This is a genomic window from Virgifigura deserti (assembly GCA_003576685.1).
GTDB classification, from domain to species: domain Bacteria; phylum Pseudomonadota; class Alphaproteobacteria; order Dongiales; family Dongiaceae; genus Virgifigura; species Virgifigura deserti.
In genome coordinates this window covers 128049-139618 of sequence record QOZR01000005.1, presented here as the reverse complement: position 1 = coordinate 139618, position 11570 = coordinate 128049, and the positions used below count along the sequence as shown (strand labels likewise).

At 66.4% G+C, this 11570-nt stretch carries 13 protein-coding genes; 3 read left to right on the top strand and 10 right to left on the bottom strand.

Features of this window, described 5'->3' with window-relative positions; genetic code table 11:
* Window positions 1-31: 31 nt before the first annotated feature.
* From DT069_RS10530 to DT069_RS10505, 6 genes are all read right to left on the bottom strand, one after another.
* On the bottom strand, window positions 32-1174 hold the full coding sequence (locus DT069_RS10530; RefSeq protein WP_119460265.1) for a flagellar motor protein MotA: 1143 nt from the start codon (window positions 1172-1174) through the stop codon (window positions 32-34).
* A gap of 292 nt (window positions 1175-1466) precedes the next feature.
* The gene (locus DT069_RS10525; protein WP_119460264.1) at window positions 1467-2267 is read right to left on the bottom strand and encodes an inositol monophosphatase family protein; all 801 of its coding nucleotides are present in this window, start codon (window positions 2265-2267) and stop codon (window positions 1467-1469) included.
* A gap of 74 nt (window positions 2268-2341) precedes the next feature.
* Complete coding sequence (efp, locus tag DT069_RS10520; RefSeq protein ID WP_119460263.1) at window positions 2342-2908, bottom strand: elongation factor P; 567 nt, start codon at window positions 2906-2908, stop codon at window positions 2342-2344.
* 105 nt (window positions 2909-3013) lie between these two features.
* Window positions 3014-3991, bottom strand: coding sequence for a methylenetetrahydrofolate reductase [NAD(P)H] (metF, locus tag DT069_RS10515; protein ID WP_119460262.1), 978 nt, complete (start codon window positions 3989-3991; stop codon window positions 3014-3016).
* A complete protein-coding gene (locus DT069_RS10510; RefSeq protein ID WP_425450150.1) occupies window positions 3988-5034 on the bottom strand; it encodes an ArsR/SmtB family transcription factor in 1047 nt (348 codons plus the stop codon). The genes metF and DT069_RS10510 overlap by 4 nt, the downstream gene beginning before the upstream one ends.
* A gap of 92 nt (window positions 5035-5126) precedes the next feature.
* Window positions 5127-6266, bottom strand: a complete 1140-nt coding sequence (locus DT069_RS10505) for an MFS transporter (RefSeq protein WP_162913122.1) — start codon at window positions 6264-6266, stop codon at window positions 5127-5129.
* Between the two features lie 178 nt (window positions 6267-6444).
* Here DT069_RS10505 and DT069_RS10500 point away from each other — a divergent pair, with 178 nt between their 5' ends.
* Complete coding sequence (locus tag DT069_RS10500; protein WP_162913121.1) at window positions 6445-7062, top strand: CGNR zinc finger domain-containing protein; 618 nt, start codon at window positions 6445-6447, stop codon at window positions 7060-7062.
* Window positions 7063-7075: 13 nt separating this feature from the next.
* Here DT069_RS10500 and DT069_RS10495 read toward each other — a convergent pair whose 3' ends face one another.
* The 3 genes from DT069_RS10495 to DT069_RS10485 all read right to left on the bottom strand — a co-directional run bounded on the left by DT069_RS10495 (window position 7076) and on the right by DT069_RS10485 (window position 9229).
* Window positions 7076-7702, bottom strand: coding sequence for a thiamine phosphate synthase (locus DT069_RS10495; RefSeq protein WP_425450149.1), 627 nt, complete (start codon window positions 7700-7702; stop codon window positions 7076-7078).
* A gap of 80 nt (window positions 7703-7782) precedes the next feature.
* Window positions 7783-8703 carry a class I fructose-bisphosphate aldolase gene (locus DT069_RS10490; RefSeq protein WP_119460259.1) on the bottom strand — a complete coding sequence of 307 codons (921 nt, stop codon included), beginning with the start codon at window positions 8701-8703 and terminating at the stop codon, window positions 7783-7785.
* 127 nt (window positions 8704-8830) lie between these two features.
* Window positions 8831-9229: a class II fructose-bisphosphate aldolase gene (locus DT069_RS10485; RefSeq protein ID WP_162913120.1), complete on the bottom strand. Its 399-nt coding sequence runs from the start codon at window positions 9227-9229 to the stop codon at window positions 8831-8833.
* A 221-nt stretch (window positions 9230-9450) separates the two neighbouring features.
* On the opposite strand from DT069_RS10485, the gene DT069_RS10480 reads away from it, so the two are divergent.
* Both DT069_RS10480 and DT069_RS10475 read left to right on the top strand, forming a co-directional pair.
* Window positions 9451-9882, top strand: a complete 432-nt coding sequence (locus tag DT069_RS10480; protein ID WP_162913119.1) for a VOC family protein — start codon at window positions 9451-9453, stop codon at window positions 9880-9882.
* 55 nt (window positions 9883-9937) lie between these two features.
* The gene (locus DT069_RS10475) at window positions 9938-10423 is read left to right on the top strand and encodes a VOC family protein (RefSeq protein WP_119460256.1); all 486 of its coding nucleotides are present in this window, start codon (window positions 9938-9940) and stop codon (window positions 10421-10423) included.
* 100 nt (window positions 10424-10523) lie between these two features.
* Here DT069_RS10475 and gap read toward each other — a convergent pair whose 3' ends face one another.
* On the bottom strand, window positions 10524-11534 hold the full coding sequence (gene gap, locus DT069_RS10470) for a type I glyceraldehyde-3-phosphate dehydrogenase (protein ID WP_119460255.1): 1011 nt from the start codon (window positions 11532-11534) through the stop codon (window positions 10524-10526).
* Window positions 11535-11570 lie beyond the last annotated feature (36 nt).

Genomic DNA, 11570 nt, shown 5'->3' with positions numbered 1-11570 from the left:
CGGCCTCGAATTCGAGGCAGAGGGCTGCGCTTCAGCGCTCGCCCTCCTCGGCGATCGCGGCGATGGTGCGGGCCAGCAGCTTTATCTCGCTGCGCAGCTCCTGCACGGTGTACTGGCGGCCGAGCGACAGCTCCTCGATCAAGCGGTTCATCTGGAGATCGACGTTGCGGATATGGTGGCGGCTCGCTTCATCGATGCCGAAGCCGCCCTGCGAGGCCAAGTCGGCCAGGCGGGCGATCATCGGCCGGATCTCCGTCTGGTTCTCCGCCAGCTTGACCATCAGCTGCTGTTCGGCGCGCATCTGGTCGGTAAGCATCCCGAGCCGGTCCGTCAAGGTCTTCAGGTTATTGTTGGCCTGAATCCGGCCTTCCTCGCCGCGCGTCATCGTGCGCTGCAGGTTCTCCAGGCTGTCGGCCGTCTGTTCCAGCAGCGCCTGGATATAGGCTGGAACCGGCTGCTCGCCGTCGCCGACCGGTCCGCCGCCCGACAGCCGCGTCTGTCCGGCCAGCCAATCCTCCAGCTCGTTGAAGAACCGGTTGTGCGCCTGGCCCGCCTGGAGCTCGAGAAAACCGAGCACCAGCGCGCCGGCGAGGCCGAACATCGACGAGCTGAAGGCCGTGCCCATGCCGGAGAGCGGCGCCTGCAGGCCTTCCTTCAGCTCGCTGAAGAGCAGGTTCGCGTCGCCGGCTCCGACCGAGATCCGGGAAACCGCCTCGCCGACCGCGCTGATCGTGCCGAGCAGGCCCCAGAAGGTGCCGAGCAGACCCAGGAAGACCAGCAGCCCGATCAGGTAGCGGGAGATGTCGTGCGACTCGGACAATCGTGCGTTGATCCCGTCGAGCAGCGATCGAAGCGACATGGCCGAGAGGCTCAGCCGCCCCTTGCGCTCGCCGATCATCGCCGCCATCGGGGCCAGCAACCGGGGCGCGGTGTCGCTCGACAGCATTCGCTCGCCCCGCATCACGCTTTCGAGCCAGGTGACCTCCGGATAGAGCCGCAGGACCTGCCAGAACAGATAGACGATCCCGATCAGCGCCACGATCAGGATGCCGCCGTTCAGGGCGGGATTGTTCATGAAGGCGCTGTGGAGCTGCGGATAGAGAATGGCGGAGAGCAATAGGACGGCCGCGACGCAGACGGCCATCAAGACGAGATAACGCTTCGGACGTGTCATGAACACTCCTGCTGCCGACGATTCGTCAGACCGGAACCGCCGAACGGCGATGAGTCATTGGCTTTGCGGGATGATATCTACCCGGTCTGCAGGCCTTCCTTCAACGATTCTGCAGAGGCCGCGAACGTTCATGCGGGTACTGCGTCCGCCCTGCTCGATCGAATAATGACCCTGGCGCCGCTGATTCATCATCGCGCCGCGCCCCATGTACAGGATGATACCTGTCGAAAATAGGTTAATAAATTCAGAATTCAGGACCTGATCTGTCTCTGTTGCCGGTCACGGAGGTCGATCAGCGGGCCGCCGCGTCGCGCAGCAGGCGGCCGATCGGCGCGTGCAGCCGGTCGTTGGCGGCCAGGATGCTGCCGCTCGTCATCATGTCCGACCCGCCGCCGATCTCGCTGACATAGCCGCCGGCCTCGCGAACGATGAGGATGCCGGCCGCGATATCCCACGGCGACAGGCTGTTCTCCCAGAACCCGTCATAGCGCCCGGCGGCGACATAGGCGAGGTCGAGCGAGGCGGAGCCGAAGCGGCGGACGCCTGCCGTGGCGCCCATCACGGCGTCCAGCTGCGCCAGGAAGGTCGGGCGCTCCGCCTGAGCGCGGAACGGGAAACCGGTGGCGAGCACGGCCTGATCGAGATTGCGGCGCGAGGACACGCGCAGGCGGTGATCGTTCAGGAAAGCGCCGATTCCCTTCTCCGCCCAGAACATCTCGTCCTTGAGCGGGTCGAAGATCAGCCCCGCGACGATCTCTCCCTCGCGCTCGAGCGCGATCGAAATCGCGAAATGCGGCAGCCCGTGCAGGAAATTCGTGGTGCCGTCGAGCGGATCGACGATCCAGCGGTGATTCGGGTCTTCGCCGGCGGTGTGGCCGCCTTCCTCCATGACCAGGCCATAGGTCGGCCGCGCCTTGCGCAACTCCTCGCGCAGGACCCGCTCTGCCTTGAGGTCGGCGGCCGAGACGAAATCGGCTGGCCCCTTCATCGAGACCTGGAGATGCTCGACCTCGCCGAAGTCGCGCCTCAGCCCGCGCGCGGCCTTGTCGGCGGCACGGGACATCACGTTGATTATGGCGGACCGGGTCGCCATGGGCTGTACTCGCTCTCGTTCGAAGGCTGTGGCGGAACCGGGCGGCCGGCTCTCACCGTCTCGCGACGTTCCAGCTAGTCTTTCGCGCGCTCGACGTAAGTCGCGTCGGCGGTGTTGACGACGATGCGTACGCCGGACTCGATATGCGGCGGCACCATCACGCGCACGCCGTTCTCGAGCTTCGCCGGCTTGTAGGACGAGGAGGCGGTCTGCCCTTTCACCACCGGATCGGCCTCGACGATGCGCATGGTGACAATGTCGGGCAGCTCGACGCTGAGCGCCTCACCCTCATAGCTCATCACCATCACCTCCATGCCCTCCTGCAGGAACACGGCCGGCTCGCCGATCATGTCGTCGCTGACCGTGATCTGCTCGAAGGTCTCGTTGTCCATTAAGGTCACTTGGTCGCCGTCGCGATAGAGGAACTGATAGGGCTGCTCGTCCAGGCGCACGCGCTCGACCGTTTCGCTCGAGCGGAACCGTTCGTTGAGCTTCGTGCCGTCGCGGATGTCCTTGAGCTCGACCTGCAGATAGGCGCCGCCCTTGCCCGGCTGGGTATGCTGGATGCGCACGGCCCGCCAAAGGCGGCCGTTATGCTCGATGACGTTGCCCGGACGGATGGCATTGCCATTGATCTTCATGCGGAAAATCCCGTTCCCTGAGGCTGTTGGGGGAAATGCGGCGCGGACCCTACCAGCTTGCCCAAGGGGAGTAAATGGGGGAGTAGGCGCCCGCCGCGAAGCGAATCAGGGAACGTTGGGATCGAAAGCGGGCGGCGCGGGCTGCGCCGACCAGTTCGTCGAAAGCCCTTCGGCCGGCGCCGGCTTGAGGCCCATCCGTCGGCAGATGCCGAGGATCAGGTCGGCGCGGTTTAGTGTGTAGAAATGGAAGGCGTCGACGCCTTCCGCCTGCAGGGCGCGGCACTGTTCCGTGGCCACCATGGCGGCGACCAGCTTGCGGGTCTCCGGGTCGTCGTCAAGGCCGTCGAACAGATCGGCCAGCCAGCCCGGGATCGACGCGCCGCATTGCCGGCTGAACCTGGCGACCTGGGCGAAGTTCGTCACGGGCAGGATACCCGGCACGATCGGCGCCGTGATGCCGGCGCGGCGCGCCCGGTCGCGGAACCGCAGGAACAGATCGGGGTCGAAGAAATATTGGGTGATCGCCCGGGTCGCGCCGGCGTCAAGCTTTCGCTTCAGATTGTCGAGATCGGCGCCGGCGCTGACCGCCTCCGGGTGGGTTTCCGGAAAGGCGGCGACGCTGATCTCGAACGGGGCGACCCGCCGAATGCCGGCGACGAGGTCGGCGGCGTAGGCGTACCCCTCGGGATGCGCGCGATAGCCGTCGCTGCCGGCCGGGGGATCGCCGCGCAGCGCGACGAGATGGCGGATGCCGGCCTGCCAGTAGCGCCGGACGATTTCATCGATCTCGGATCGGGGAGAGCCGACGCAGGTCAGATGCGCGGCGGGCGTGAGCGAGGTCTCGCGCCGTATCCGGATGATGGTGTCATGGGTCGTCTCCCGCGTGGTGCCGCCGGCGCCGTATGTCACGGACACGAACTGCGGGCTCAACGGCTCCAGCGCCGTCACCGCCGCCCAAAGCTGCGTCGCCATCGCCTCCGTCTTCGGCGGGAAGAACTCGAACGAGACATGTGGAAGCGCCGCACCGGAGGGGAAGGGAGGGGCGGTGCGCCGCGACGGAGCGCGGTTCAGATGCAAGGTCATACGCCAACCTCCTGCGAAACCTGTGGATGGTCATGCTCGCCAGTGGCCTGTGCCGGGCGGCGTTTGCCGGAACCGTGCTCGGCCGGGCGGGCCGCCTGCCAGATGCTGATGGTCAGCCGGCTGCCCGGCAGATGGCGGGTCGGATGCACCTGCAGGCCGGCATCACGACACCAGCCGCTCACCTCCTCGTCGGCGAAGCCGAGCCGGCGGTGCGCATGCTCCGTCCGCAGCGCCTCCAGCGCGTGCGGGGCGAAATCCACCACGACCAGGCGCCCGCCCGGCCGCAGCACCCGCGCCGCCTCGGCGATCGCGCGGCTTGGGTCTTCCGCGAAATGCAGCACCCGATGAATCGTGACGGCATCGAAGCTCGGCCCCGGCCAGGGCAGGTTGTACATATCGGTGCGGCGGACGCGACAGTTGGCGAGGCGCGCGCGCTCCAGGCGGGACCGTGCGATCGCCAGCATCTCGCGCGACTGATCGATCCCGATGGCCCGCGCCACCCGCGGGCCGAACAGCTCCAGCATCCGGCCGGTGCCGGTGCCGATGTCGAGCAGATCGTCCGCAGAGTTCAGCGGAAGCAGGGCGAGCAAGGCCTCCTCGACCTCCGCCTCGTCGACATAGAGCGAGCGGAGTTCGTCCCAGCGGGCCGCATTGTCGCGGAAATAGGCCGCCGCCGTCTGTTCCCGCGCCCGCTGGATCGCGACGAGGCGGTTGCGATCGAGACGGAATGTGCTGTCGCCGCGCGGAATCAAGGCGTCGAGCCGCTCGGCCAGCGCCGCATTCGGCCCGGTATCGGCCAGCCGGTGAAATACGAAGCTGCCTTCGGGGAAACGCTCGAGCAGGCCGGCGTCGCAGAGCAGCTTCAGATGGCGCGAGACCCGTGGCTGGCTCTGCCCCAGGACCTGCGCCAGTTCGCCGACCGTCAGCTCGCCGGCGGCGCAGAGCGCCAGCAGCCGCAGCCGCGTCGGCTCGGCCGCGGCGCGCAGGCCGGCGAGCAGCCTCATCGTCTCGTGATCGTCCAATGCGTACGGCCTCGACCCCATTCCTGACTCTGCTTCTCAGGAGAGAATGAGTTATAAAGATATCCTTATATCATGATCTGGACAATTTGTCTTTGGAAAAGATCCACGGCGACTCAGCGCCACCGGCCAGCCAGAGCGAGCGCCAGGGTCAGATAGGCAAGGCCGAGCGTGACGGGTAAACCGTCGGGGCCGAGATGTTCCATCGCCAATCCCGCAAGGGGCGGGCCCAGGATGGCTCCGGCGCCCCAGATCGCCGAGAATGCCGCGGCACCGGCGAGGAGCAGCGCGCCCGAGAAGCGGTGGCCGAGTTCCGCCAGCGCGAGCGTATAGACGCCGAACGCCGCTCCGCCCCAGAGAAACAGGAGAGGCCACAGCAGAAGCGGGGATGCGATGACCGCCGGCAGCAACAGACTGCCAAGCACCGTTGCGACGGCGCAGCCGGCCATCAAGGCTCGCGGCGGCAGTCGGTCGGCCAGCCAGCCGAGCGGATATTGCAGGAAGACGTTGCCGGCGATCAGAACCCCAAGGGCGTAGGCGGTGGTCGCCTCGTCCAGGCCGTTACGCAGGCCATAGAGCGGCAGCAGGGACAGCGTCGCCGCATCGAACACGCCGAAAGCGGCAACGGCGGCGAGCAGCGTCGGCGCCCGCGTCAGGAAGTGCAGGAGCGATGCCTGTGCTTCCCGCTTCGGGACTGGTATCGCGCCGCGCGAGAGGGCGAGCGGCACCAGCGCCGCGATCGCGCAGGCGGCCCCGACCAGAAAGGGAAGCCAGCCCTCTATGCCGGTCGCGGGAAGGAGAAATGGCCCGACCGCGAAACCGAGCGAGAGCACGGTCGTGTACAGCCCCATGACGCGCCCGCGCGTTGGTCCCGCGGCGAGCTCGTTGATCCAAGCCTCGCTGATGATGAAGAGGCCGTTGATCGTGACGCCCAGAAGAAAGCGCAGGGCGAACCAGACGGACAGGGCGGGAAACAGCTTGAAGAGGATCAGCAGCAGCGCGGTTGCGACGGTGCAGAGGGCGGCCAAGCGCCAGGTCCCGATACGTCGCCCCACCTCAGGAATGATGGGCGCCGAGAGAATAATGCCCAGCGGCGTCATCGCGGCGTTGAGCCCGATGGTGGCCGCCTCGACACCCCGCGCTTCCAGAATAAGGGACAGCAGCGGGTAGGTGAGGCCGAGCGTCACGTCGAAAACACTGACGCAGGCGATCACCGCGATGATCGCACGCCACGACACGCCGGCGCCGTGGCGCATTGGCCCCCGAGACCGGGCGGGCTGTCGCTCCGCCATTCGTTCCGCGCCGAGGTGGCTTTTAGACGACCTTTGCCGCACGGTTCGTTATCACCAAATAGAGTTAAGCGAATTACGCTGCCAAAAGCTGCGTAACCCTCCAACAAGCAAACGAGGGTTACGTTCCCGGGAGAGGGCAAGAATGCGCGACCGCGTATCGGAAGCGGATGATATGCTGCTCGTCGGCGGCGCTCTCTGCCTCGATTTCGCGAACACTGTGGATTGGCGAGGCACCGAGCGCGTCCATGATTGGCTCGCGACATACGAGGATCTCGTATGGTGGGCTAAGCGCGCGGGCGCCTTGGACAGCACGGCGGCGGATCGCCTCCTCGCCCGCGCGGCGATGGAGCCGGCCGCCGCGAGGACGACCCTTGGCCGAGCCCTAAGCCTGCGCGAGGCGATCTACAACGTCGCTTCGGCGGCAGCGGGCCACCATTCCCCGACCGCGGAGGCACTTAGCACGCTGAATCGCCATATGTTCGGATTGCTCGCCCGGACGCGCCTGACGCCCGAGTCTGGTGGCTTCACGCGCGACTGGGCAGGTGCTGCAGACGTACCGGACCGGGTGCTCTGGCCGGTTGCATGGTCAGCCTTCGACCTGCTGAATGGCGAGGACGTGAACCGTTTACGAGAGTGCGCCAATGCCGACTGTCGTTGGCTGTTCGTTGACCGCAGCCGCAATCGCTCTCGCCGGTGGTGCGATATGCGGAATTGCGGCAACGTGATGAAGGCTCGCCGGCACCGTGGACGGAGCGGCTGAATAGACTCGGATTTTACCGCTGCGCGGCGTCGATTGCGGCAAGGAAGGCCCGTACGCCTGCGGCGGGACCGTCCGGGTGATCCCAGACGCCGGATCCCACGGTCAGGAAGTCGGCGCCGACGCGGACGATCGACTCGCAGCTTGCCGGCGTGAAGGCACCGAGAGCTACGGACGGCACGGTCATCAGCTCGCTCCACCAGCCGATGAGTTCGGCGAGTGCCGCATCGTCTTCCGGAGCGGGCTCCTCCGGCCCATCGAACCGGCCGAAAGCAATGTAGTCGGCGCCGCGCTCGGCGGCGACCATGGCGCGGTGACGCTCGAGATCGCCGGCCGCGCCGACGATGGAGTCCGGCCCGAGGAGCCGGCGCGCGGCGGTAAGGTTCGCGCGCTCATCCTCGAGATGGACGCCGTCGGCCCCGGTCTCGACCGCAAGGTCGGGACGGTCGTTCAACAGGAAGGCGACGTCGCGATCCTGGGCGATCGGGCGCAAGAGATCGGCCGCGCGCCGGACCACGTCATCGGAAGCGCCCGGCAGACGCAGCAGCAGGCTGGCGACATCGCCGGCATCGAGGGCGCCAGCCAGAATCGGCGCGAACGCCTGCGGGTCGAGTCCGCCGGAGGCCAGCCCCGGCGGAGTCACCAGATAGAGCCGGCAGCCCGGGAAGTCGGCGTCGATGTCGCTCAGGGTCGGCGCCCTCGGATCAGCGGAGGCGAGGCCGCTCAGACCTCGCCCTGATAGATCTTCACGATCCTGTCGAGCATCGCGAGCGCTTCCTCGCGCGGCCGCTGGAAGGTGTTGCGGCCGATGATCGAGCCGTTGCCGCCGCCGTCGCGAATGGCCCGGCTCATCTCATAGACGCTCTCGATGTCGCCGGCCGCCCCGCCGGAGAAGACGACGATGCGACGCCCATTGAAGCAGGCCTGCACGATATGCGCGATGCGGGCGACCTGCGAGGAAACATCGATCCCCTGCTTCTCATAGACCTTCTTGGCCTCGTCCTGCTCGAGGAAGTCGGTCGGCGGCTTCACCTTGATGATATGGGCGCCGAGCAGGGCCGCCATATGCGCCGCATAGGCGGTGATGTCGATCGCCGTCTCGCCTTCCTTCGACAGCTTGCCGCCGCGCGGATAGGACCAGATGACCACGGCGAGGCCGACCGACTTGGCCTCCTCGGCCATCTCGCGGATCTCCTCCATCATGTCGTAGGCGTCGTCGGAGCCGGGATAGATGGTGAAGCCGATGGCCGAGCAGCCGAGCCGCAGCGCGTCGCTGACGGAACCGGTGATCGCCTGGTTCTTGGCCGCCGAGAGAGTATTGGCGCTGTTCACCTTGAGGATCGTCGGGATCGCCCCGGCGAAGCTGTCGGCGCCGGCCTCGATCATGCCGAGCGGCGAGGCGAAGGCCGAGAGCCCGGCATCGACGGCGAGCTGAAAATGATATTGCGGATCATAGGCCGACGGGTTGGGCGCGAAGCTGCGCGAGGGGCCATGCTCGAAGCCCTGATCCACCGGCAGGATCAGAAGCTTGCCGGTGCCGCCAAGGCGGCCCTGCATCAGGATCCGGGCCAGATTGGCCTTGGTTCCCGGATTGTCGCTCTCATAGTTCGACAGGATCTTGCGGACGGCTGGCGTGATGTTCATGACGATTCCTCTCGAACGCTCCCGTGTCTGGCTGGAATAGCTCTGGATTATGGGCTCTCAATAGCCGAGCCTCGGCCGCTTTTCAACTGATCGCCCCCAACTGGCCCCCCCGTAACGAACGCCGCGCTTAGTGTGTCTGTTCCGCGAGCCATGCGCGGCAGGCGGCAAGCCGATCCGTAACCCCGAACAGGTCCAGGGCCGGCGGTCGTCGACGATGCAGGATGGCGCCTTGCTGCCGGGCGATGTCGACAAGCCGTGCGGCGACGCCGGCAGGGCCGTGGAAGCAGATCTCCTTGAGGCCTTGGCGCAACGCCGCCTGCGCCAGGTCGGCCCGGTCGCCGCAGTCGAGCACGGCCGCAACTGGTACATCCGGAAAGGCCGCGCAGGCCTGGCGGACCACGGCGTCGAACCAGCCGGCGCCGAGATAGGCCGCTCCGCCCGGCGCGCTCAGCAGCGTGACCGGCAGGCCGAGTTCAGCCGCCGCCGCCAGCGCCGCCTTCGCATCGGCAAGCTCATGGATGATCACCGCGGGCCCCCTCATAGGGCGGATGATAACGGGGCGGAGGTAAAATGAAAAAGGCGCGGTCGCCGGACCGGCCATTAACCTAACCTGCGGATGCTGGGCGGGCCGAGCTCACATATTCGCCACCGGCGAAAATTCGACAGCCGGCAAACTTTTTCCTATCGGCTGTCGGATTCCCGTCCCTCCGATCGTCCTCTGGTCGAGTCAATCGAGGGGAGCTTCCTATGTCCAAACTGATCTTCGTTAACCTGCCCGTCAGCGACCTTGAGCGCGCGACCGCCTTCTACGAGGCCGTCGGCGCCGAGAAGAACGAGCAATTCTGCGACGGGACGGCGTCGTGCATGGTCTTTTCCGAGACGATCCATGCGATGCTGCTGACCCACGACAAGTTCCGCCAGTTCACGCCCAAGAAGATCGCCGACGCGAAGACGACCAGCGAGGTGCTGATCTGCCTCTCCGCCGACAGCCGCGACAGCGTGGACGCGATGGTCGGCAAGGCCGAGGCGGCGGGCGGCTCCATCGATCCATGCCCGAAGCAGGACTACGGCTTCATGTATGGCCGCAGCTTCGAAGATCCGGACGGCCACATCTGGGAAGTGATGTGGATGGACGTCGAGGCGGCGATGGCCGCGCAATCCGAGATGGCCAAGGCCTGACCCGCGCCCGGCCAGCCCGGCCTCCCTTTCCAACCCATCACGAAAGGATTCACCCGTGTCCAAGATATCGCCATGCCTGTGGTTCGACGGCGAGGCCGAGGAGGCAGCAAAATTCTATGTCTCGCTGCTCCCCGATTCGCGCATCGACCACATACAGAGGAACGTGGCGGACCGTCCTGCCGGAAAGGCCGGCAGCGTGCTGGTCGTCGACTTCACGCTCGCCGGCCAGCGCTTCATGGCGCTCAACGGCGGTACGCGCTTCGAATACACCCATGCCGTCTCGTTCCACGTGGACTGCGCCGATCAGGCGGAGGTCGACCGGCTGTGGGACACGCTGTCCGACGGCGGTTCGGTCGAGCAGTGCGGCTGGCTCAGGGACCGCTACGGCGTTTCGTGGCAGATCGTGCCGACCGTGTTCAGCAAGATGCTGAGCGATCCCGATCCCGCCAAGGCACAGCGGGTCATGCAGGCGATGCTGCAGATGATCAAGCTCGATATCGCCGGTCTCAAGGCGGCCTATGACGGCCGGACGGCCGCGTAATCCGGATGCTGCAAGATCTGACGGCCGGCGAGGCGCGCTCGTCGGCCGTCAGATTCCACATTTCAAGCGAATGGCTCTTTTGCCGCCGTCGTAAGGCCGCTCAGCCGAGCCCGCCCATGATGATGGCGGTGTCGCTCATGCGGTTGGAGAAGCCCCACTCATTGTCGTACCAGGCCATCACGCGGCAGAAGACGCCGTCGATCACCTGGGTATGCGGCAGGTCGAAGGTCGAGCTGGCGGGATTGTGGTTGAAGTCGACGGAGACCACTGGATCGCGATTGACCGCGAGGATGTTCTCCAGCGGCCCGCTTGCCGCCGCGGCGGTGATGGCCTCGTTGATCTCCTCGGCCGAGGTCTGCCGCTTGGTGGTGAATTTGAAGTCGACCAGCGAGACGTTCGGCGTCGGAACGCGGATGGAGGCGCCATCCAGCTTGCCCTTGAGGTCGGGGATGACGAGGCCGATCGCGCGGGCGGCGCCGGTCGTCGTCGGGATCATCGACACCGCCGCGGCGCGGGCCCGGTGCAGATCCTTGTGCAGGGTATCGACCGTCGGCTGGTCGCCGGTGTAGGAGTGGATGGTGGTCATGTAGCCGCGCTCAATGCCGATCGCCTGGTGCAGCACATGGACGACCGGGGCCAGGCAGTTGGTCGTGCAGGAGGCGTTGGAGACGACCTGGTGAGTCTCGTTCAGCTTCTGGTGGTTGACGCCATAGACGACCGTCATGTCGGAGTCGTTCGCCGGGGCGGAGATCAGCACGCGCTTGGCGCCGGCTTCGATATGCTGCGCGGCGGCATCGCGCTTGGCGAAGCGGCCGGTGCACTCCATCACGATATCGACGCCGAGATCGCTCCAGGGCAGCTTCGACGGCTCACGCTCCGCCAGGACCCGTACCGACTTGTTGCCGAGGCGGATCGAATCCTTATCGGCCTCGACGGGACCGGGATAGCGGCCGTGGATCGAATCGTATTTCAGCAGATGGGCGTTCGCCTCGACGGAGCCCAGATCGTTGATTGCGACGAACTCGATATCCTCGCGCTGCGTCTCGTGGGCGGCGCGCAGCACCAATCGGCCGATCCGGCCGAACCCGTTGATAGCGACACGTACTGCCATGACTCCTCCAACCGGTTGACTGCCGGTACGCCCGGC

What these genes read in the sequence shown, in the direction of transcription:
- DT069_RS10530 (WP_119460265.1), bottom strand. Translation starts at nt 1,174, where the DNA reads ATGACACGTCCGAAGCGTTATCTCGTCTTGATGGCCGTCTGCGTCGCG.
- DT069_RS10525 (WP_119460264.1), bottom strand. Translation starts at nt 2,267, where the DNA reads ATGGCGACCCGGTCCGCCATAATCAACGTGATGTCCCGTGCCGCCGAC.
- efp (WP_119460263.1), bottom strand. Translation starts at nt 2,908, where the DNA reads ATGAAGATCAATGGCAATGCCATCCGTCCGGGCAACGTCATCGAGCAT.
- metF (WP_119460262.1), bottom strand. Translation starts at nt 3,991, where the DNA reads ATGACCTTGCATCTGAACCGCGCTCCGTCGCGGCGCACCGCCCCTCCC.
- DT069_RS10510 (WP_425450150.1), bottom strand. Translation starts at nt 5,034, where the DNA reads ATGGGGTCGAGGCCGTACGCATTGGACGATCACGAGACGATGAGGCTG.
- DT069_RS10505 (WP_162913122.1), bottom strand. Translation starts at nt 6,266, where the DNA reads ATGCGCCACGGCGCCGGCGTGTCGTGGCGTGCGATCATCGCGGTGATC.
- DT069_RS10500 (WP_162913121.1), top strand. Translation starts at nt 6,445, where the DNA reads ATGCGCGACCGCGTATCGGAAGCGGATGATATGCTGCTCGTCGGCGGC.
- DT069_RS10490 (WP_119460259.1), bottom strand. Translation starts at nt 8,703, where the DNA reads ATGAACATCACGCCAGCCGTCCGCAAGATCCTGTCGAACTATGAGAGC.
- DT069_RS10480 (WP_162913119.1), top strand. Translation starts at nt 9,451, where the DNA reads ATGTCCAAACTGATCTTCGTTAACCTGCCCGTCAGCGACCTTGAGCGC.
- gap (WP_119460255.1), bottom strand. Translation starts at nt 11,534, where the DNA reads ATGGCAGTACGTGTCGCTATCAACGGGTTCGGCCGGATCGGCCGATTG.